24 protein-coding genes and 2 other annotated features are annotated in these 21,135 nt (G+C 36.7%); of the genes, 9 read left to right on the forward strand and 15 right to left on the reverse strand.

The features are described 5' to 3' along the window. Positions 1–90: 90 nt before the first annotated feature. The 9 genes from DM800_RS12220 to trpE all read right to left on the reverse strand — a co-directional run bounded on the left by DM800_RS12220 (position 91) and on the right by trpE (position 8,509). Positions 91–1,590: an L-lactate permease gene (locus DM800_RS12220; RefSeq protein WP_147786898.1), complete on the reverse strand. Its 1,500-nt coding sequence runs from the start codon at positions 1,588–1,590 to the stop codon at positions 91–93. A 116-nt stretch (positions 1,591–1,706) separates the two neighbouring features. Next, the gene (locus tag DM800_RS12225) at positions 1,707–2,066 is read right to left on the reverse strand and encodes a DUF4029 domain-containing protein (protein WP_087984759.1); all 360 of its coding nucleotides are present in this window, start codon (positions 2,064–2,066) and stop codon (positions 1,707–1,709) included. A 74-nt stretch (positions 2,067–2,140) separates the two neighbouring features. After that, a complete protein-coding gene (trpA, locus tag DM800_RS12230; protein WP_147786899.1) occupies positions 2,141–2,917 on the reverse strand; it encodes a tryptophan synthase subunit alpha in 777 nt (258 codons plus the stop codon). A 3-nt stretch (positions 2,918–2,920) separates the two neighbouring features. Further along, positions 2,921–4,114 carry a tryptophan synthase subunit beta gene (trpB, locus tag DM800_RS12235; protein ID WP_147786900.1) on the reverse strand — a complete coding sequence of 398 codons (1,194 nt, stop codon included), beginning with the start codon at positions 4,112–4,114 and terminating at the stop codon, positions 2,921–2,923. Next, a complete protein-coding gene (locus DM800_RS12240; protein ID WP_147786901.1) occupies positions 4,111–4,725 on the reverse strand; it encodes a phosphoribosylanthranilate isomerase in 615 nt (204 codons plus the stop codon). The genes trpB and DM800_RS12240 overlap by 4 nt, the downstream gene beginning before the upstream one ends. Next, the gene (gene trpC, locus DM800_RS12245; RefSeq protein WP_088062512.1) at positions 4,722–5,483 is read right to left on the reverse strand and encodes an indole-3-glycerol phosphate synthase TrpC; all 762 of its coding nucleotides are present in this window, start codon (positions 5,481–5,483) and stop codon (positions 4,722–4,724) included. Before trpC ends, DM800_RS12240 begins: the two co-directional genes overlap by 4 nt. Position 5,484: 1 nt before the next feature. Continuing rightward, complete coding sequence (gene trpD / locus DM800_RS12250) at positions 5,485–6,510, reverse strand: anthranilate phosphoribosyltransferase (RefSeq protein ID WP_147786902.1); 1,026 nt, start codon at positions 6,508–6,510, stop codon at positions 5,485–5,487. Next, on the reverse strand, positions 6,507–7,094 hold the full coding sequence (locus tag DM800_RS12255) for an aminodeoxychorismate/anthranilate synthase component II (RefSeq protein WP_147786903.1): 588 nt from the start codon (positions 7,092–7,094) through the stop codon (positions 6,507–6,509). Before DM800_RS12255 ends, trpD begins: the two co-directional genes overlap by 4 nt. After that, on the reverse strand, positions 7,091–8,509 hold the full coding sequence (gene trpE / locus DM800_RS12260; RefSeq protein ID WP_147786904.1) for an anthranilate synthase component I: 1,419 nt from the start codon (positions 8,507–8,509) through the stop codon (positions 7,091–7,093). Before trpE ends, DM800_RS12255 begins: the two co-directional genes overlap by 4 nt. 52 nt (positions 8,510–8,561) lie before the next feature. Next, positions 8,562–8,806, reverse strand: a binding site (T-box leader). A 42-nt stretch (positions 8,807–8,848) separates the two neighbouring features. Beyond that, positions 8,849–9,086, reverse strand: a binding site (T-box leader). Between the two features lie 306 nt (positions 9,087–9,392). Here trpE and putP point away from each other — a divergent pair. Then, entirely contained in the window at positions 9,393–10,871 is a 1,479-nt protein-coding gene (gene putP / locus DM800_RS12265; protein ID WP_147786905.1) for a sodium/proline symporter PutP, read from the forward strand. A 163-nt stretch (positions 10,872–11,034) separates the two neighbouring features. Next, entirely contained in the window at positions 11,035–11,433 is a 399-nt protein-coding gene (locus DM800_RS12270; protein WP_046958298.1) for an Ig-like domain-containing protein, read from the forward strand. A 24-nt stretch (positions 11,434–11,457) separates the two neighbouring features. On the opposite strand, the gene DM800_RS12275 is transcribed toward DM800_RS12270, so the two are convergent. Both DM800_RS12275 and DM800_RS12280 read right to left on the reverse strand, forming a co-directional pair. After that, positions 11,458–11,853: a PH domain-containing protein gene (locus DM800_RS12275; RefSeq protein ID WP_147786906.1), complete on the reverse strand. Its 396-nt coding sequence runs from the start codon at positions 11,851–11,853 to the stop codon at positions 11,458–11,460. Positions 11,854–11,928: 75 nt separating this feature from the next. Next, positions 11,929–12,840 (reverse strand): DMT family transporter, encoded by a 912-nt coding sequence (locus DM800_RS12280; RefSeq protein ID WP_098802251.1) that lies wholly within the window; start codon positions 12,838–12,840, stop codon positions 11,929–11,931. 203 nt (positions 12,841–13,043) lie between these two features. Here DM800_RS12280 and DM800_RS12285 point away from each other — a divergent pair, with 203 nt between their 5' ends. The 6 genes from DM800_RS12285 (at position 13,044) to exsF (ending at position 18,260) form a co-directional block, all read left to right on the forward strand. Next, entirely contained in the window at positions 13,044–13,775 is a 732-nt protein-coding gene (locus DM800_RS12285; RefSeq protein WP_001076844.1) for an alpha/beta hydrolase, read from the forward strand. Positions 13,776–13,867: 92 nt separating this feature from the next. After that, positions 13,868–14,386 carry a YjcG family protein gene (locus tag DM800_RS12290; RefSeq protein ID WP_000765870.1) on the forward strand — a complete coding sequence of 173 codons (519 nt, stop codon included), beginning with the start codon at positions 13,868–13,870 and terminating at the stop codon, positions 14,384–14,386. Between the two features lies 1 nt (position 14,387). Then, positions 14,388–14,810: a GNAT family N-acetyltransferase gene (locus DM800_RS12295; RefSeq protein WP_046957039.1), complete on the forward strand. Its 423-nt coding sequence runs from the start codon at positions 14,388–14,390 to the stop codon at positions 14,808–14,810. A gap of 99 nt (positions 14,811–14,909) precedes the next feature. Beyond that, positions 14,910–16,976: an ATP-dependent helicase gene (locus DM800_RS12300; RefSeq protein ID WP_147786907.1), complete on the forward strand. Its 2,067-nt coding sequence runs from the start codon at positions 14,910–14,912 to the stop codon at positions 16,974–16,976. Between the two features lie 142 nt (positions 16,977–17,118). Further along, complete coding sequence (gene cotY, locus DM800_RS12305) at positions 17,119–17,589, forward strand: spore coat protein CotY (protein ID WP_048545119.1); 471 nt, start codon at positions 17,119–17,121, stop codon at positions 17,587–17,589. 167 nt (positions 17,590–17,756) lie between these two features. Beyond that, a complete protein-coding gene (gene exsF / locus DM800_RS12310; protein WP_000492937.1) occupies positions 17,757–18,260 on the forward strand; it encodes an exosporium protein ExsF in 504 nt (167 codons plus the stop codon). A gap of 77 nt (positions 18,261–18,337) precedes the next feature. Here exsF and DM800_RS12315 read toward each other — a convergent pair whose 3' ends face one another. Both DM800_RS12315 and DM800_RS12320 read right to left on the reverse strand, forming a co-directional pair. Continuing rightward, positions 18,338–18,523, reverse strand: coding sequence for a hypothetical protein (locus tag DM800_RS12315; RefSeq protein ID WP_033657682.1), 186 nt, complete (start codon positions 18,521–18,523; stop codon positions 18,338–18,340). A gap of 101 nt (positions 18,524–18,624) precedes the next feature. Then, entirely contained in the window at positions 18,625–18,984 is a 360-nt protein-coding gene (locus DM800_RS12320; protein WP_000899655.1) for a DUF1360 domain-containing protein, read from the reverse strand. Positions 18,985–19,109: 125 nt separating this feature from the next. Here DM800_RS12320 and exsY point away from each other — a divergent pair, with 125 nt between their 5' ends. Beyond that, positions 19,110–19,568: an exosporium assembly protein ExsY gene (exsY, locus tag DM800_RS12325; RefSeq protein WP_098189661.1), complete on the forward strand. Its 459-nt coding sequence runs from the start codon at positions 19,110–19,112 to the stop codon at positions 19,566–19,568. A 61-nt stretch (positions 19,569–19,629) separates the two neighbouring features. Here the strand turns inward: exsY and DM800_RS12330 are convergent, their stop codons facing one another. Together DM800_RS12330 and fabI are read right to left on the reverse strand one after the other, a co-directional pair. Continuing rightward, positions 19,630–20,178, reverse strand: coding sequence for a spore coat CotO family protein (locus DM800_RS12330; protein ID WP_097890445.1), 549 nt, complete (start codon positions 20,176–20,178; stop codon positions 19,630–19,632). A 141-nt stretch (positions 20,179–20,319) separates the two neighbouring features. Then, on the reverse strand, positions 20,320–21,090 hold the full coding sequence (gene fabI / locus DM800_RS12335; protein ID WP_000421885.1) for an enoyl-ACP reductase FabI: 771 nt from the start codon (positions 21,088–21,090) through the stop codon (positions 20,320–20,322). Positions 21,091–21,135 lie beyond the last annotated feature (45 nt).

The raw sequence follows: 21,135 nt of genomic DNA on the forward strand, positions 1-21,135 counted from the left end.
CATTTCATCTCCTATTCATTTAGTAGAAGCTTTTCATACTTAAGGCATTATCCATATAAAAAGAAAATCCTCCTTTCTCAGGAGGATTTCTTATTTTCTCAACAGATACCAAAAAATAACCTCTACCACCACAAGTAACACCGCACCCAAAATCATTAACGTCGTCTTCTTTAATAGTTCATTTTCACGATACGGTATATTACATAAATAAGCACCTAACGTAATCCGTGACGGGCAAGCGATTGTCGCTACTGATGATGCGGTGTTTTGCAGTGTTGTAACGTATTGCCACGGAAGTGCTACGTTTTGCGCAGTTTGCATTTGTAGTTTTATGAACATCGCATTTGATCCTGCGTTACTACCTGTTAAAAAGCCACCGATTCCGCCGATAAACGGAGCAACGAAAACGAAAAATGTTCCAAATGTTTCACCAGCTGTTTTTGCCAGTAATGAATGCATGCCAGATGCACCCATTAGTTCTGAAATGGCGATAAACATTGTCGTTGTAATCGCAAAAGGAATCCATTGTTTTATCGTTTGCAAGAGTGATTGTTTAATAATATGAGATGGAATGCGGAAGAAAATAATAGTAAATAAGCAAGTCATACCGAGCCAAAATCCTGGTGAATATAGTAGCTCCAGTTTATAAGAGTATGATTTCAAATCAAGAACGGCATATGACCTGAATACATCATGTAATGCTGGTACGAGGCGAGAAAGTAAAATACAAACTGTTAGGAATATATAAGGGCTAATAATTTTTATAATAGATACTTCTCTCTCCGTTGCCGCAGCATGTTCTGTCATTAAATTTTGCTCACTTTTTCCTTTTAATTTTATGATAAGAAAACCAAATGCAATTGTAACGATAGAACTTAATATACCTGCTAGTTCAACACTTACGTATGCGTTAAAAAGATAAATTCCGAGAGAAAATAATAGAAAGAAACCGAATCCTTCTTTCCACTTTTCAATAACAGCCTGCCAACCACCAACAACGTGTAAAGAAAGGATGACGAAATAAGCAAACATCGGAATGCTTAGTAGTGCCGTATTCGTGCCAAGTGTTGTAAGCGGCATATTTATAAGCTGCGAACCGATAATCGTACCAGTTGCCATTGCGCCCCATGAACTAGCTAGTAAACCAATAAATGAAAGTAGTACAGCTTGAAACGGTTTATAGCCTAATGATAGAAAGATCGGTGCTGCAACCATGAATCCAATTCCGAATCCACTTACTGATTCGATTAGCGGACAAATACCAAAACACATAAGGAGCATTTGTAATAAACGATCGTGCGTCACTTCTTCTAGAAAACGTGCTACTTGATCGATGTACCCCATTTTGTTCATGAGGTGAAATAAAAAAATACCGAAAAACAACACGTACCCGACAATAAAACAAATTAACCAACCTTTAATCGTTGCGTGCACAGTTTCACTTATCCCTAGTTGAAACGTTGGCGAGAGTAAAACGATTCCAACAGACACAACGTAAGCAATTAAAGAGGACCTTAATGACGTTTGTTTAAATAAAAATAAACAAATGAAAATCATCATAATTGGGATAAGCGCCAACAATATGGCCATGTTATCATCTCTTTTCATTAAAAATACAATTTTTAACTATTATATAACAGATGTCATAATTTTCAATTGTTTTTACTACAGATTCAAAAAAGGAGCCATTTAGCTCCTTTTTTGAATCACTCCCATTTTCTTTTATCCTGAAAAACGCTCTGCTGTCCAACTATTTTGTCTAACACAACAAACACAATATAAGCACATATTACTTGCAATACAACATTTCCAAATTTCATTAATTCAAATGAATGGATCCAGCGAAATAATTCGTTTAATAATACAATCGAAACGATACTAAATAGTTCTATACTAATCGAAAATATACATATTTCTAAAATAGATTGCTCTTGAATGCGATTTAAGTTGGAAAAGATGAATACATATCCTAAAAATAGAGCCATCACCTCTATTTTCGTCATGCTAATGAGCCAAGCGTATAATGGTACAGTTAGAAGAAGATATAGTAGTTTCCGTCTTAGCATGCTTTCTCACCCTCTAAGTTATATGTATTTTCTGTATATTTCAACATTTATTACGTAAAACAAAAAGAAGAGACTTATGCCTCTTCTTTTTGTTTTGTTGCCTGTATTAATTCACATATTTCTTCTCGCTTTTCATTTTCTAACAGCTCGATGACTTTACTTCCAACGACTACTCCATCACATATTGTAATCATTTCTTCTACATGTTCCTTCGTTGAAATACCGAACCCTGCCACTACCGGTAAATGTGTATGTGATTTTACTTTTTCTAAGTAACTATGAATTTCACCTTTAAAGTTTTGACGTACTCCTGTTACGCCCGCTACTGTAACAGCGTAAACGAACCCTTCTGATTCACTCGTAATTTTTTCAATTCGCTCAATTGGGCTCGTTACTGTAACGAGTGGAATTAGCGCAATGTTTGCCTCTCGAAGTAACGGGGCAATAATATTTTGTTCTTCATACGGTAAATCCGGAACGATCATACCGTCTACACCTGCTTCTATACAGTTTTCGATGAATCGTTCTTTTCCGAATGCGAGTACTGGATTTAAATATGTCATGAGTACAAACGGAATTTGTACTTTTTTCCTTACCTCTATTAATGCTTGAAAAATGCCTTTTAATGTTACACCGCTATCTAGCGCTCGTTTCCCTGCTCTTTGAATCGTTGGACCGTCTGCGACTGGATCTGAAAACGGAATACCTATTTCAACGATACTTGCTCCTGCTTTGTCTAGAAAACAAATTCTTTCTTTTAATTTTTCAAGGCCACCATCTCCGCCCATTACGTACGGAATAAATGCTTTCTTACCATTTTCAAACGCTGCTTTAATTTTTTCTACTCCCATTTTTTACACCTCTTCCATATAACGTTTTATACTCTCTACATCTTTATCCCCGCGGCCAGATAAACAAATGACAAGCCCTTCGTCTTTCTTCATTTGCGGCGCTAATTTGAATGCGTATGCGACAGCATGTGAGCTTTCTAACGCCGGAATAATCCCTTCTTTTTTCGTTAATAATTGAAATGCTTCTAACGCTTCTTCGTCTGTTATTGAATGATAAGAAACGCGTCCAATATCTTTTAGCAAGCTATGTTCTGGCCCAACACCTGGATAATCGAGTCCCGCTGAAATAGAATGTGCTTCTTGAATTTGTCCTTCTTCATTTTGCAGAAGGTACATCATCGATCCGTGTAAAACACCAACGCTTCCTTTCGTTAAAGTAGCTGCGTGCTTTTCTGTATGAACACCTTTCCCAGCTGCTTCTACGCCGTAAAGAGCGACTTCTTCATCGTGTACGAACGGATAAAACATGCCCATCGCATTACTACCACCACCAATACATGCAACGACTGCCTCTGGTAATTTCCCTTCTAACGCTTCATATTGTTTTTTCGTTTCTTTCCCAATTACACTTTGGAAATCACGAACAATTTGCGGGAATGGATGTGGTCCAAGAACGGATCCCATAATGTAGTGTGTATCGTGTACATGTGAAACCCAGTAGCGAAGCGCCTCGTTTACCGCATCTTTTAATGTGCCGCTACCTGCCGCTACGCTTTCTACTTTCGCTCCGAGTAATTCCATTCGGAACACATTTAATTTTTGACGTCTCACATCTTCTTCTCCCATAAAGATGACGCATTCTAATCCGAGTAGGGCACATACAGTAGCTGTTGCAACTCCGTGTTGTCCTGCTCCTGTTTCAGCGACAACTTTTTTCTTGCCCATTCGTACTGCAAGAAGTGCCTGGCCGATTGTATTGTTAATTTTATGAGCTCCTGTATGGTTCAAATCTTCACGTTTTAAATAAATCTTTGCACCGCCGCAATACTTCGTCATATTTTCAGCGAAATAAAGCGGTGTTTCTCTTCCGACGTACGTTTTTAAATAATGATTTAATTCCTTTTGAAACCCTTCATCTTGCATTGCTTCTTTATATGTTTCTTCTAGTTCTAATACAGATTGCATTAACGTTTCTGGAACGTATCGTCCTCCGTATATACCGTAGTGACCTTTTTCATCTGGATATGCGTAATTCATTTGGAACACTCCTTCGCTTTTATAATAAATTGTTTTATTTTCTCTACATCTTTCTTTCCTTCTGTCTCCACTCCGCTACTTACATCGACCATGTATGGCTGAATCGTTCGAATCGCTTCTTCTATATTAAGAGCGTTTAACCCACCAGCTAATATCGTTTTCTCTCGCAATTTTTTTGACATATGTGCGAGTAACTCCCATGAAAATTTCTTTCCATTTCCCCCGTGAAACTTTTCTTTCGGACTATCAAACAATATATAATCCGTTTCATATGTTTGAGCATTTTTCATATCACTCTCTGAAGTTACCCCAAGTGATTTTATAGACGGAATATTCAATCTTTTGATTTGATGATTGTCTTCATCTCCATGTAGTTGCACATGTGTTAACCCGCAATCATCTGCAATTTTCTCGATTACTTCTACTGATTCATTTACGAAAACACCAACCTTTAACACGTTTGTTGGAAGCTCCTGAATGATTTCTTTCGCTAGCACTGGAGTGATTTTCCGCTTACTTTCTGCAAAAACAAATCCGAGTGCATCAGCTCCGTATTCGCAAGCACGTTTTGCCGTTTCAACATCAGTGATACCGCAAATTTTCACTTTCATATGTTCACCTTACAATCTTCAAAAAAGGTATGAATAGAAGATGATGTCATAAGTGCTTCTCCAACTAATACACCTTTCGCTCCAGCTTTTTTAACACGGATAATATCTTCCTTTGAATGAATCCCACTTTCACTAACCCAAAGTAATTTCTCCTCGTTTAATCGTTTTCCAAGCTTTTCTGTTTGGCTTAAATCGACTTCGAATGTTTTTAAATTACGGTTGTTAATACCGATAACGTGCGGATTTAATTGAATTGCAATTTCTAATTCCTGCTCATCATGAACTTCAACAATTGCCTCTAATCCTTTTTCTAGTACGTAGCTGTACAGCTCTTTTAATTTTTCTTTCGTTAACGCCGCTACAATTAATAAAATAATATCTGCTCCAGCTTCATACGCCCTATCAATTTGAATCTTATCAATTATGAAATCTTTACATAAAAGCGGAATGTTACTTTCTGCTCTTGCCGTTTGTAAATCGTGAAACGATCCTTTAAAAAATTGACCGTCTGTTAAAACAGATACTGCTCCTGCGCCGCATTCTTCATATATTTTCACTTGTTTTCGTACATCAACGTGTAAATTAATATCTCCTTTTGATGGTGATGCTCGCTTTACTTCTGCAATGACAGTAAACTGCTGTAATGCTTCTACAAGTGAAAGTGTCTTTCTACTTTCTTTTAATGGTGTATACGTTTCATATAATGCCGCAACTTCCTTTTTCTTTTGGTCTACAATTTTATCTAAAATCGTCCCCACGTTAATTCACCCTTTCTAATTTTTCATTACTTGCTGCAATTAATAAGTTTAGTTTGGCTAATGCTTTTCCAGAATCAATGCTATATGCCGCTAGTGTAATTCCTTCTTCAATCGTTTCTGCTTTTCCATTTGCAAAAAGGGCTAGACCTGCATTTAATAAAACTGTATCGCGGTAAACATTCTTTTCTCCGCTTAATACTCCGAGCGTAATCTTTGCATTTTCTTTCGAATCCCCGCCTCTAATCTCTTCGTTTTTCACTATTGAGAAACCATATTTCTTAGGTTCAATACTCGTTTCTACTATTTCATTATCTTTCAAAATGACAACATAATTCTCTCCTTGTAATGATGCTTCATCTAAAAATCCACTTCCGTTTACGACAAGCGCTTGTTTTCTGCCTAGTTTCTGTAATACTTGCGCAACTGGTAGTAACATATCTCGTTTATAAATGCCGACAAATTGTGTTTCTAAATTTACCGGATTTGTTAAAGGACCAATTAAGTTAAAAATCGTCGGCACATTCAATTCTTTTCTTATTTTCATAATGCGTCTTAATGCTGGATGCATCGCTGGTGCAAATAAAAATGCGATGCCGACATGCTCTAATAAATGATCAATTTCGTTTGGCATACTGTTAATATTTACACCGAGTTCTTCTAATAAATCTGCACTTCCTGTTTTACTAGAAACAGCTCGATTACCATGTTTTGCAACCTTTACGCCAGCTCCTGCCAGTACAAATGCCGATGTTGTACTAATATTAAACGTTTGGGCACCGTCACCACCCGTCCCACAATTGTCCATCGCTCCTTGTATATGGTTCGAAAACGGTAATGCCTTTTCACGAAGAGCTCGAACAAGGCCATATATTTCTTCTGCTGTTTCACCTTTCGCTTTCAGTAGTACTAAGAAAGCTGCAATTTCACTCTCCAATATGTTTTCATTTAATAAAAGAAGCCCTGCTCTATACATCTCCTCTTCTGTTAAATTTTGTCCCTCCACTAATTTACGAAGATAGTTATTCATACTCTTTCCTCCTCCTTCACTTCTGTTAAAAAGGCACGTATTAACTTTCCACCTTCTTCTGTCGCGATTGATTCCGGATGAAACTGTAATCCGAATAGCGGATAATAATTGTGACGAACTGCCATAATTTCTCCATCGTCCATCGCTGTCGCTAGTATGTCAAAACACTCTGGCAAGCTCGTTTGCGCTGCAACAAGGGAATGGTAGCGCATCGCCGTTAATGGCTGTGTTACATATGAAAAGATTGAAGTTCCATTATGTTTTACACGTGATGTTTTACCGTGTTTAATGCGTCCTGCTCTTACAATGTCTCCTCCAAATGCTGATATAATTGCTTGATGACCAAGGCAAATACCTAATATGGGAACGTTCTTATAAAAATGACGAATCACTTCGATACAAATGCCAGCATCCTCTGGTTTTCCTGGTCCTGGCGATAGTACAATTCCTGTTGGATTCATCCCTTCTAACTGTTCTATCGTTATTTGATCATTTCTTACGACAACAACTTCTTCCTCGCATTCACCTAACAGTTGATACAAGTTATATGTGAATGAATCGTAATTATCAATTAGTACAATCATTTCATTACCTCCAAAAGCGCTCTCGCTTTATTTAACGTCTCTTCATATTCAGCTACTGGGTCTGAATCATAAACAATTCCCGCTCCTGCCTGAACGTATGCTTTTTCATCCTTTACAACCATTGTTCGAATGGCGAGCGCCATATCAAGATTCCCTGAAAAACTAACGTATCCAACTGCACCTGCGTATACATTTCTTTTTTCATTCTCTAGCTCATTTATAATTTCCATCGCTCTAATTTTCGGAGCTCCCGACACTGTTCCTGCTGGTAGGCAATACGCTAATGCATCAAATCCACTCATTCGTTTTCGCAATGTTCCGTAAACTTCTGATACAATGTGCATAACGTGAGAGTATTTTTCTACTTTCATATATTTATCTATCGTCACGGATCCAATTTCACTTACTCTGCCAATATCATTTCGCCCAAGATCTACAAGCATCATATGCTCCGCTCGTTCTTTCTCATTTTCTAACAGTTCTTTTTCAATTTCCGCATCTTGCTCCTTCGTTTTCCCTCTCAGCCTCGTACCCGCAATTGGGTTCGTCATCACCTTATCTTCTCTAACTGATAACAAGCTTTCCGGCGAAGAACCGAGTACAACATAATCTTGAAAATCGATATAGAACATATATGGTGACGGATTGGCAATTCGAAGTTTTCGGTATAACGCGAATGGATCCCCAATACATTCACTTTGCAAACGCTGTGACAGTACGACTTGGAATATGTCCCCGGCTCTTATATGTTCTTTCGCCGTTTCTACCATCGCGCAAAATTCTTTTTCTGTTATAGAAGAAGTGAATGATAATGTTGATTTTATTTCAGTTACTTCCGCTTCTTCTCCCCTCAGCACTTCCTCTTTATATACTTGCAATCTTTCATATACTTCTTCATAATCTGCTGAATCATCTTCCCTGCATACATATACAAATGATAATTTTTGACGTAAGTGGTCATACACGATAAACTCACGATATAGTAAAAGGTGTACTTCTGGAATATTTAGTGGATCGTGTAAATCTGCTCCAATGTTTTCATATTGCCGAATGACGTCATAGCCAATATAACCAACTGCTCCTCCGCAAAACGGGAATGGACTGTCTACTTGAGCTGACGCGATTTCTTCTTCTAACACTTGTAGTACGTTACCTTGCAACTCTTCTGCCCGGCCGTAAATCGTTCGTTCTACTTCCGTACCAACACTTTTCACTTCACCATATGGATTACATCCTAAGTAAGAATAGCGTCCTTTATCTTGATGAAGCTGCGAACTTTCTAATAAAAACTTTTTCTTTCCTTTCATACGTCTATATAAAGAAATTGGCGTAATGCTATCTCCTTCTTCTTCAGCGATTACTAAAAATGCTCTTCCCTGTTCTTTTTGCTTCATAAATTCCTCTTTTGTCATCATGCCTTTCACCTCAATCTGAAAAATAAAAAAGTCCCCTACATATCGAAAATATGTAGAGGACGATAAATTTACCGTGGTACCACCTCATGTTGGACGCAAAAGCATCCCGCTTTATTCAGGTACAAAATATATACCTTATCCTTGTAACGGCGGAACCCGGGTTGCCTACTAAAAATAATTGTTCAGCATACCTCTCGTAAGCCCATTCCGTATATGGCACCGCACCGGGCTCCCACCTATCCCCGGTTCTCTGTAACGTCTCCAATATACGTACTCTTCTTACTTCAACGATTTCATTTATTTAATTTTTTGTACACAAAAAGGGAGTACTCATCCTATAGAAAGGACGGGTACTCCCGTGGTGCCACCTTAATTCGTTACGAATGTAACGCACTTTACCGTATCAAAAACAATACGTGTCTCTTGTATCGATGAGATCATGTCGCCAAAGCCTACTTCTTTCGTTTCGGTTTGGAAGCTCCGAAGCCCATTCCACATCAATTCCATACTGATTCGCACCAACCATCAGCTCTCTGACATGTTCATCATGTGTACTCTTCTTCATCAACGCTTGCATTTTTTTAAGTTGCACTCATTATAGACCTTACTTTTTTCATAAGTCAATACTTTTTAAAAAATTTTATTTTTCTCTCCTTTCAATATTATATTGACAAAACAACCTCTTTTTATGTAAATATAATAAATACTCTATTAAAAATAAGGTTTTTTGTATGAATATTATATATTAAAAAAGTAAAATGATATCAAAAAACGCTTACATTTCTGAAAATTCATATTTCTGTATGGATTTTTCAGAATAATCATGATAGATTATAAATATGCATAACGCATCAAAAGACATGACAAAAGGAAGGGGAACTTCATGAGTACGCAGATGTTAACTTTAACTTCAATCTCTATTTACATGCTCGGGATGTTAGTCATTGGCTATTTCGCCTATAAACGAACGTCCAACTTAACAGATTATATGCTTGGCGGGCGTACACTAGGCCCCGCAGTAACAGCATTAAGTGCTGGAGCATCCGATATGAGTGGTTGGCTTTTAATGGGCTTACCCGGTGCAATGTTTAGCGTTGGATTGAGTAGTAGTTGGATTGCGATTGGCCTAACACTAGGCGCATACGCAAACTGGCTTTATGTCGCTCCTCGCTTACGTACCTACTCTGAAATTGCAAACAACTCTATTACTATCCCAGAATTTTTGGAACACCGCTTCCACGACAAATCTCACATGCTACGTTTAGTATCCGGACTTGTTATTATGATTTTCTTTACTTTTTATGTAGCTTCAGGATTAGTTTCAGGCGCTGTATTATTTGAAAATTCATTTGGTATGAACTACCACGTTGGATTATTCATTGTTGCAGGCGTTGTTGTCGCTTACACATTATTTGGTGGTTTCTTAGCAGTAAGTTGGACAGACTTCGTACAAGGAATCATTATGGTAATTGCTCTTATTCTTGTTCCTATCGTAACAATTATGAATTCGAACGGACTTGGACCTGCATTTGATACAATTCGTTCTGTAGATCCAACACGTCTAGATATTTTTAAAGGTGCCTCTACTTTAGGAATGATTTCTTTATTCGCATGGGGCCTTGGTTATGTTGGACAACCTCATATTATCGTACGCTTTATGGCGATTTCTTCTGTAAAAGAGATTAAAAGCGCACGAAGAATTGGTATGAGCTGGATGATTTTCTCTGTTGTTGGAGCTATGTTTACTGGTCTTATCGGTATCGCTTACTATTCACAACAAGAGTTAACATTATCTAACCCAGAAACAATTTTCCTTGAACTAGGAAAAATTTTATTCCATCCACTTATTACTGGATTTTTATTAGCAGCTATTTTAGCAGCTATTATGAGTACAATTTCATCTCAATTACTCGTTACTTCTAGTGCTATAACCGAAGACTTATATCGTACATTCTTTAAACGCTCTGCTTCTGATAAAGAGCTTGTATTTGTCGGTCGTATGGCTGTACTTGTTATTGCATTAGTTGGGTGCGCATTAGCGTTTAAACAAAATGATACGATTTTAGCTCTTGTTGGATACGCTTGGGCTGGTTTCGGTTCTTCATTCGGACCTGCTATTTTATTAAGCTTATATTGGAAACGTATGACGAAGTGGGGCGCACTTGCTGGTATGATTTCTGGTGCCTCTACTGTTATTATATGGACTCAATTCGAATTCTTAAAAGATTTCTTATATGAAATGATTCCAGGTTTCGCTATTAGTTTACTAGCCATCGTAATTGTTAGTTTACTAACACAACCTTCAAAAGAAGTTGAAGAGCAATTTGAGAATTTCGAAAAACAACATAGTCATAATCTATAAAGGAAAAGCTCTGCTGTTATCGTATCAGCAGAGCTTTCTTTTTATGAAAGTTCGACAATCTTCTACTCGAATTTAACAATTTCTTTATGTTTCGTTAAATTAAACATAACACTAGTCCTTTATAGTAGTACTATCAGCACTTATACAGGAAGGGGACTCCAACATGTTAGCAGCTTTCCAGCAACAACAAACACGAAAATTTTCACCTATTACAAATACTTCTGCGTCTCGTTTGAACATACAACCTAATCCACCTAAAATTTCAATCGCTCCTTCTGTTATTTCAGTCATTGGTGTTCATATGGAAAAAAATAAGTTGAAAGTAAGAACTGGACAAAGCACTGAGTTATCAGCCTCCGTTTTACCAGTGCAAGCAACGAATAAAGAACTTATTTGGACAAATATGAATGCTGATGTTATCACAATGTATCCAAAAGGTGATACGGTAACGATTACTGGAAAAAGTGCCGGAAGAGCAGTCGTAATTGTCACAACTACTGAAGGAAAGTTCCGTGACCTATGTATTATTCATGTACAACCTTATATGACAAATCCAAAGTAAAAGAGTGGCTTCCTAGCCACTCTTTTACTTGATTTCAATGTTTGAATTTTTACTTGTAACAAGATTGATGAATTGGTCTTTATCTTTAGGAGAAATAACTTCTGTTTTATGTGCGCCGTAAACAATTTCAAGTCGATCTAATGACAATGCATGAGCAGCTATTGGATTTTTCGTATTTGAAATTTGTTTTATATCTCGTATAAATATGCTTTTTTTAACGAGACCTGATCTAATTGTAATTGTTTCTTCTCCGACGATGTATTTTGTCGAAAACCAACTCCACATAAATAATATTGCTAACGGAATTGTAAAAAATAAAAGAAAATACTCTTTTCCTGCAAATAGAGGAGCAAAACACGCTCCAATGACAACGAAAAAAATCGGATATAACCATATATCTTTTTTTGATGGAAATTCCATTAAACTTCCCTTCCTCCCCTATATTTCTGTAAAACAAAAAGAGAAGTATCACAACTTCTCTTTTCTCCTCTAACATTATAATTCCTGTGTATACGCCGGCTCGTTTACTACATTTTTTGCTGTTCGTTTTTGTTGCTGTAGTAAGAAAACAGATACACCAAACAATACGAGCATGCTACCGATAATTTGCATTACATTTAGTCTTTCACCGAGTAAGAAGAACGCTAATATAGATGCTCCAACTGGTTCACCTAAAATACTCATTGAAATTGTTGTTGCATTTACGTAGTTTAATAACCAATTATTAATGACGTGTGACACTGTCGGCACAACCGCAAGTAAAAGAAAAACGGTCCAGTCCCACTTCGTATAACCTGTAAAAGGCACTTGCAATACTATATTATAAATCCCCATAAAAATACCTGCGAATGCAAAAACTGTAAAGCTATAAATCCAGTGTGATACTTTCTTTACTGTTGTTTGCCCGATAAATAAATAACCAACAACCGCTAGGACACTTAAAAAGGATAATATATCTCCATAAATTGCTTGTTCACTTAACCCTAAATCTCCCCACCCAATACACATTACGCCTAGTATCGCTATTCCCATTGTCGCAATGGCTGAGTATGTTGTTCTTTCTTTAAATAAGAAAAAACCTCCAACTAAAGATACGATTGGTTGAAGCGCTAAAATAATCGTCGAACTAGCAACTGTCGTATGCTTTAAAGATTCAAACCACAAAAGAAAATGAAGCGCTAAAAAGAAACCAGATCCAATTAAAAATCCCCAATCTTTTATTTGAATCTTACTAAACTCTTCCCGTTTTTTCCAAACGATAGGCAGCATAATAAGTACGATAATCCATAATCGATACATACTTAATATTGAAGATGGTGCTGAGGACATCTTTACAAAAACTGCTGCGAATGAAATGGCTATAATGGAAATTGCTAATGGTAGCGCGATTGATCTTTCTTGTTTCAAATTCCGTCTCCCCTCTCACCTGTCAAAAATCCCACTTCATTATATCCGTTTTCTTTCACAACTTAAATACTAATTTTTTAGATTCTTCGTACCATTATGGTAAAATAGAAACGAAAGCACCTATTAGTGAATATTTCTTTCTTTTTCACTACAAGTGTCGCTCTTACAATCATTACAGTAAATTTTTATTTAGGGGGATCTACATGAATCAAACAATAGGGAGAATTGAAGAAATTTCATTTTATAGCGCATCACTTCAAGAAGATGTTACACTTCTCGTTTACTTACCGGTAAATTACACACCACTACACAAACATACAGTTGTAATTGCACAAGATGGTAGAGATTATTTTCAGCTTGGTAAAGCGCACCGTGTAATTGAGCGCCTTCGTGAAACTGAAGAAATTGACCGTACAATTATTGTCGGTATTCCATATAAAAATGTACACGATCGTAAAGAAAAATATTTCCCAAATGAAGTAAAAAACGCTGCGTATATTCGTTTCCTTGCTCATGAACTTGCACCATATATCGATGAAAACTATCCAACGTACCAAATGGGAAAAGGTCGTGTGTTAATTGGTGATTCTCTTGGCGGGACAGTTTCCTTCATGACTGCACTTATGTATCCGCATACATTCGGTAAAGTCGTTATGCAATCACCATTTGTGGATGAAACAGTGATGAACTTAGCAAAAGACTTTAAAAATCCGGAGGCGCTAGACCTTTATCACGTCATTGGGACAGAAGAAACAGCTGTAAAACGCACTGATGGACAAGTATCCGATTTCGTTGGGCCGAACCGTGAGCTCAATACGCTTCTGACAGATAGAAATTTCATCACGCATTACGAAGAATTTGAAGGTAACCACACGTGGAAATATTGGCAAACTGATTTACCGAAAGCTTTCTCTCATATTCTATCAATGAAATAATAGAGAGCAGTATTCAGAATAATTTGATATAATAGATTGAGAGAGTTATTTTCTCAAAATCTAACTAGACTTACAAAGGGAGGAATTGGAACATGAAATTAGGCATTGTAATTTTTCCATCTAAAATGATTCAAGATAAAGCGAACGGATTGCGTAAACGTTATGATCCGCACTACGCATTAGTTCCGCCACATATTACATTGAAAACACCCTTTGAGACGCAAGATGAACAATTAGAATCGATTGTAAAAGAGTTACATACAATCGCAAGTAAAACGAACCCTTTCACCCTTCATGTCGGAAAAGTTGGTTCATTCGCACCGGTTAATAATGTTCTTTATTTTAAAGTAGAAAAAACACCTGAACTTACTTTCTTAAATGAGGAAATGCATAGCGAATTCTTTATACAAGAACGCGAGTACGCTTTCGTACCTCATTTAACAATCGGACAAGGCTTATCAGATGCAGAGCATGCTGATGTATTAGGTCGATTACGTATGAAAGATTTCTATTATGAACAACCAATTGATCGCTTCCATCTTCTATATCAATTAGAAAACGGAACGTGGACTGTATACGAAACATTCCACCTTGGAAAGGGGAACAACTAATTTGCACGCACAGATCGTACAAACGGACGAACAACTAAGAGATGCATTCTCTGTACGTAAGCAAGTATTTGTGAATGAGCAACAAGTTTCTGCTGACGAAGAGTATGATGAGTTTGAGGAAACTTCAACACACGTTGTTATATATGATAATGATGTTCCAGTTGGTGCTGGTCGTTTTCGCATACTGGATGGAATAGGAAAAATGGAACGCATTTGCGTACTAGCTTCCCATCGTAAAAAAGGCATTGGAAAAATTGTTATGGATGCACTTGAAGCGTATGCGAATGAAAACTCGCTACCAAAATTAAAGCTGCATGCCCAAACACATGCTGAAGATTTCTATAAGAAGCTTGGATATGTAACGCATTCTGATGTATTCATGGAAGCAAATATTCCTCACATCGTTATGATAAAAGAATTGTAATTTGAAAACAGGAGGTATCCCCTCCTGTTTTTTACATTGCTATTTTCTTTTTCTTCCGCTAAAGTTAAATGTTGATGCTATAGTTTTGAAGGTGAATATATGACACAAGAAAAATTTTCACAAAAATCATTAACGCACGCTGACATTCCGCGTGCAACATATCATATTCCGAAAACATCTACCCATTTAATTATGGAAGAAGATGCAGATGCGGCGTATTTTCGCGCTCTCGAACAACAAAATATTTTTTTAAATGAAAAACAATTAGAGGCTGTGCGAACGACAGAAGGCCCTGTCCTTACATTGGCTGGTGCCGGAAGCGGGAAAACATCTGTTTTAACAACCCGCGTAGGTTATTTAGTAAATGTAAAACAAGTTCATCCACGAAATATTTTATTGCTTACATTTACACAAAAAGCAGCTGAAGAAATCCGAAACCGTGTAGCAAATTTACCAGGTATGAATCGTGCTGCAAGTAGCTACGTTGTTGCTGGTACATTCCACTCTGTCTTTTTAAAATTGCTTCGTAGTCAAGGATATAATCAGCAAATTTTAGCAAATGAAAAACATAAACAAATTATGATAAAGAAAATCTTGAAAGAATTGCGTCTAAAAGACGATTATGATGCTGAAACAATGCTCGCTATGATTTCACTTGAGAAAAACAAATTGAATCGTCCGAAAGATGTAAAAGCAAAAACACCCGTTGAACAAGAATTTAAAGAAGTATACGAGCGTTTTGAAGAAGTGAAACAACGATATAATTATATTGATTTCGATGACATCTTATTAGAAACATATTATATGTTAGAAAATAACGCTCCTTTGCTTACCCAATTACAACAACGTTTCCACTATATTGAAGTAGATGAGTTCCAAGATACATCGTATGCACAATATGAAATTGTAAAATTGTTAGCCACGCCAAGAAATAATTTATTTATCGCGGGTGATGACGACCAGGCGATATATGGCTGGCGAGGAGCAAGTCACCAAATTATTTTATCTTTTCCAAAAGAATTTGATAACACTACGATTATCGCACTTAATACGAATTATCGATCCAATCCTTTTATCGTCGGACTTGGAAATGAAGTTATCAAACTAAATCAAGAACGTTTTGATAAAGAGCTATATTCTGTGCGTGAAGAAGGTGTACAACCTTTTTACGCAAGACCTGCTACGACTCTTGATGAAGCAAATCAAATTTTGCAGCTCATTCAAGAAAAAGTAGATAGCGGCGAACGCAACTATAAAGATTTTTGTTTACTGTATCGCACACATTCTGTAAGCCGTTCGTTACTTGATCAGCTTACAATTCACAAAATCCCATTTATTAAGCACGGGGCGAGTCAATCATTTTATGAACATTCTTTAATTAAGCCTGTATTAGATCATTTAAGACTGGTGATTGAACCGTTTCGACTAGAATCACTTTCAAATATATTGCCAACTATGTATATCGGGCGTGATGATTGTATTTCATTTATTGAACGTGAACAATGGAAATATGGTGAGGGGCGGTTCCCTTCTCTTCTTCATTTCTTATTATTAAATCCGAGCTTAAAACCTTTTCAAGTAAAAAAGGTAAATGAGCGTATCGATTTTATTAAATTTATAAAAGAATTAGAACCGAAAAAAGCATTAAAAGAAATTATTCATGGTAAAGGAAAGTATTTAGAGTACTTACAAAGTAACGATCGTTCTTCCTTTACGATGCATAAAGATATACAAGAAGAAATGTTAGAAGAATTAATGGAGTCCGCAACTCGTTTCACCGATATTCCAGCTTATTTACAATTTATTGATGAAGCAATTCAAGGTCAAAAAGAAATGGAAGCATTAAAAACAATGCCGGAAAAAAATGCTGTTTCGCTTATGTCTATTCATAACGCAAAAGGCCTTGAATTTCCATGCGTCTTTTTACTTGGAGCGAGCGATGGTATTCTTCCCCATACTTCTTCTTTAAAAGATGCAAATGATCGTGTTACAGAGACTTCTGAAGCTTTAGAAGAAGAACGTCGACTACTTTATGTCGCAATTACACGTGCGAAAGAAGAACTTTACATTTCCTCTCCGCAATTTTTTAGAGGAAAAAAATTAGATATATCTCGTTTTTTATATACTGCGCGAAAAGATTTACCTGAAAAGACATCCACTAAATAAGGATGTCTTTTTTTATATTGCATTATGTACATCCCTACTATATAAATTCCCTGCTTTTATCGTAAGAATTAACGTAATATCAACCATATCTCATTCATATTGTAATAGTGTATGTCAGAACTCACGATAAGGAGTGAACATAATGAGCTGCAATTGTAACGAAGACCATCATCACCATGATTGTGATTTCAACTGTGTATCGAATGTCGTTCGTTTTATACATGAATTACAAGAATGCGCAACTACAACATGTGGATCCGGTTGCGAAGTTCCATTTTTAGGTGCACATAACAATGCATCAGTAGCGAATACACGTCCTTTTATTTTATACACAAAGACTGGAGAACCTTTTGAAGCATTTGCACCATCTTCAAGCCTTACTAGTTGCCGATCTCCCATTTTCCGCGTAGAAAGTATAGATGATGATGACTGTGCTGTACTCCGTGTATTAACTGTAGTTTTAGGTGATGGTACCGCTGTACCACCTGGTGACGACCCAATCTGTACGTTTTTAGCTGTACCAAATGCAAGACTAATATCAACCTCCACTTGCATTACTGTTGATTTAAGTTGCTTCTGCGCTATTCAATGCTTACGAGATGTTTCTATTTAAAACTAAATAATGAGTTAAGCATGGATTGGGTGGCAGATAATTCTGCCACCCAATCCATGCTTAAAGAGTATTCTTATGTAAATTTCTTAAAATTGGGAACTTGTCTAGAACATAGAACCTGTCCTTTTCATTAACTGAAAGTAGAAACAGATAAAGGAGTGAAAAACATGTTCTCTTCTGATTGCGAATTTACTAAAATCGATTGCGAGGCGAAACCAGCTAGTACACTACCTGCCTTTGGTTTTGCTTTCAACGCGTCTGCACCTCAGTTCGCTTCACTATTCACACCACTACTATTACCTAGCGTAAGTCCAAACCCAAATATTACTGTTCCTGTAATAAATGATACAGTAAGTGTTGGAGATGGCATTCGAATTCTACGAGCTGGTATTTATCAAATCAGTTATACATTAACAATTAGTCTTGATAACTCACCTGTTGCACCAGAAGCTGGTCGTTTCTTCTTATCATTAGGTACGCCAGCTAACATTATTCCTGGATCAGGTACAGCAGTTCGTTCTAACGTTATTGGTACTGGTGAAGTAGACGTATCCAGTGGTGTTATTCTTATTAACTTAAACCCTGGTGATTTAATTCAAATTGTACCAGTTGAGTTAATTGGAACTGTAGACATTCGTGCTGCAGCATTAACAGTTGCACAAATTAGCTAGTAAAAAGCGGTATTTCTTCATTAGAAATACCGCTTTTTATATTTATAATAAAAAACACTCACAGTAATATGAGTGTTTCATTCTTCATAATGTTTTATTGTGTTCTTCTTTTTCCCGCAATTACATCCCTTTTTCTTCACAAATCCTTGTTGTTGTAATTGTTCTTGGTATGCCTGTTGTTGTGCTTGGTGTTGTTGCTGTATATGATACCATTGCTGCAGGTCATATGAATTTTGCCTTGGACTATTACTCACAGCAAACATCTCCTCTACTGTCAATTCTGTCTATTCACTATATGAACAACTCTTTATTTCCGTTCCCTCATTCTTTTAAACTCCGCTTTTTCTCGTATTATGAAAATATATTATTCTCCCATAAAATATCCTGTAATCGTTTCAATGATTGCCGCTGCTCCTGCAATAGCTAATAATGCAAGTAAAGGCTCTGCAACGATAGGAATCCAATTATATAAAACTAATAAAAAAGCACTAACCCATACACCTGTACACCAATAACAGCTTAATAATTCGCCAACCCACTTTCTTAATCCTTTACCTTTTACTTTTGTAAAAGTTGATATACTTCCATCTGGCTCTGTAATCTCTAACTCATCAATAAACGGTCTTCGCAAAAAGGCTGTAATTTTATCATAAACAATTAAACGAGTGAGCCTAAAGGCAGCTAACGCAAAAATAAAAAATAAAAGCCAGCTTGTAAACAGCATGATTCCACCTTCCCTTATCTTCTTTCGCCTATTTAAAAAAAAAGGTCTTGAGATTGTGACCAAATCTCCTCGACTCCAATATCTTATTAATGTAAATACAAACAAGAAGATAAGGAGTGACATTAATGAGTTGTAACGAAAATAAACACCATAGCTCTTCTCATTGTGTAGTTGACGTTGTAAAATTCATCAATGAATTACAAGATTGTTCTACAACAACGTGTGGATCTGGTTGTGAAATTCCATTTTTAGGTGCACACAACACTGCATCAGTAGCAAATACACGCCCTTTTATTTTATACACAAAAGCTGGCACACCATTTGAAGCATTTGCACCATCTGCAAGCCTTACTAGCTGCCGATCTCCAATTTTCCGTGTGGAAAGTGTAGATGACGATAGCTGTGCTGTACTACGTGTGTTAACTGTAGTATTAGGTGATACTTCCCCTGTACCACCTAATGATGACCCAATTTGTACGTTTTTAGCTGTACCAAATGCAAGACTAGTATCGACATCTACTTGTATCACTGTAGATTTAAGCTGTTTCTGTGCGATTCAGTGCTTACGCGACGTTTCTATCTAATAAGTTAAGTAAACTAAAAAACTATTGGGGTGGTAGAAGATTTTCTACCACCTTTACATATTTAAAAGCCAGCCATACTAATCGATTGGATATCATCTATAGACAACTTAATATCTCGCATACTATTTGGCGGCATAATAGCTACAATTCCATTACGATACGATATGATTGATCCAACATATGAGACTGTAGCTGTTTTTATTCTGCACCTTATTTTCGGAATATAATGAGGGCGATTTAATAAAAAATGAATCTTCTCTTCATTATTCATATCCTTAAATGATTTATTATACGGGACAGTTCTCACTGGCTCTTGTTGCTCTTGTTGCTCTTGCTGCTCTTGCTGCTCTTGTACTTGTTCCGCTTCTTCCATTTTTTCTTCTACTTGTTGCTCTTCTTGTTGCTCTATTACCTCTTCCACAGCACTACTTACAATATTTTCGTTTCTATTACTTTCCTCTTTTCGATCTTCATTTTCAAAGTTTGTTAAGATAATTCTTTTTATTTTCGGTGCAGCAAGTTCCAAATTTACTTGCGCAATATATAACAACGGTTTTCCAACTGTTGAACTTTTATTTTTATTCTTCACACTCGTCCCTCCCACTTCCATACGTAGCTGAATAAATCGTGTACTATTATAGTTATATTCATAACGTGGTAAGAACTTTCGTTAAAAATCGTTCTTTCTAAGAACAAATAAAAAGGACAATCTCAACATTTAGAGATTGTCCTTTAAAAATTAATATTATATTTATCCTAGGATATGATACCCTGAATCAACATGAATGTTTTCTCCTGTTACGCCGCGTGCTAAATCACTGAATAAGAATACTGCTGTATCCCCAACTTCTTCTGGAGTTGTTGTACGACGAAGTGGTGCGCGCTCCTCAATTTCTCTTAAAATTGAGTTAAAGTCGCCTACGCCTTTTGCAGATAACGTACGAATTGGTCCTGCAGAAATAGCGTTAACGCGAATGCCGTGTTGGCCTAAATCGTTAGCTAAATATTTTACGCTCGCTTCTAATGAAGCTTTCGCAACACCCATAACGTTATAGTTTTTCACAACGCGCTCGCCGCCAAGGTATGTTAACGTTAAAATATTTCCGCCTTCTGTCATTACTTTCTTCGCTTCTCTTGCTACAGCTGTTAAAGAGAATGCACTAATATTTTGTGCAAGTAAAAATCCATCGCGAGAAGTATCTACAAATTCACCTTTTAAATCATCACGATTTGCAAAAGCAATACAGTGTGCAACACCGTGAATTGTACCAACCTCTTGCTTGATTGTTTCAAAGCAAGCTGTAAGTTCTTCATCATTTGTTACATCACAAGGTAATACAAGTGATTCTTGTCCTTCTAATGTGTCCGCTAATTCACGAACGTTTCTTTCTAAACGTTCTCCTGCATATGTGAATATTAATTTTGCACCTGCATTATGCAAAGAGCGAGCAATTCCCCACGCAATACTTCTTTGGTTCGCAACGCCCATAACAACAAATGTTTTCCCTTGTAATAGTTCCATGATATATCCTCCCAGAATTACTTATACTTGTTATTAGTACCTGAT

Source organism: Bacillus sp. AY18-3, from assembly GCF_008042305.1.
Lineage (GTDB): Bacteria > Bacillota > Bacilli > Bacillales > Bacillaceae_G > Bacillus_A > Bacillus_A wiedmannii.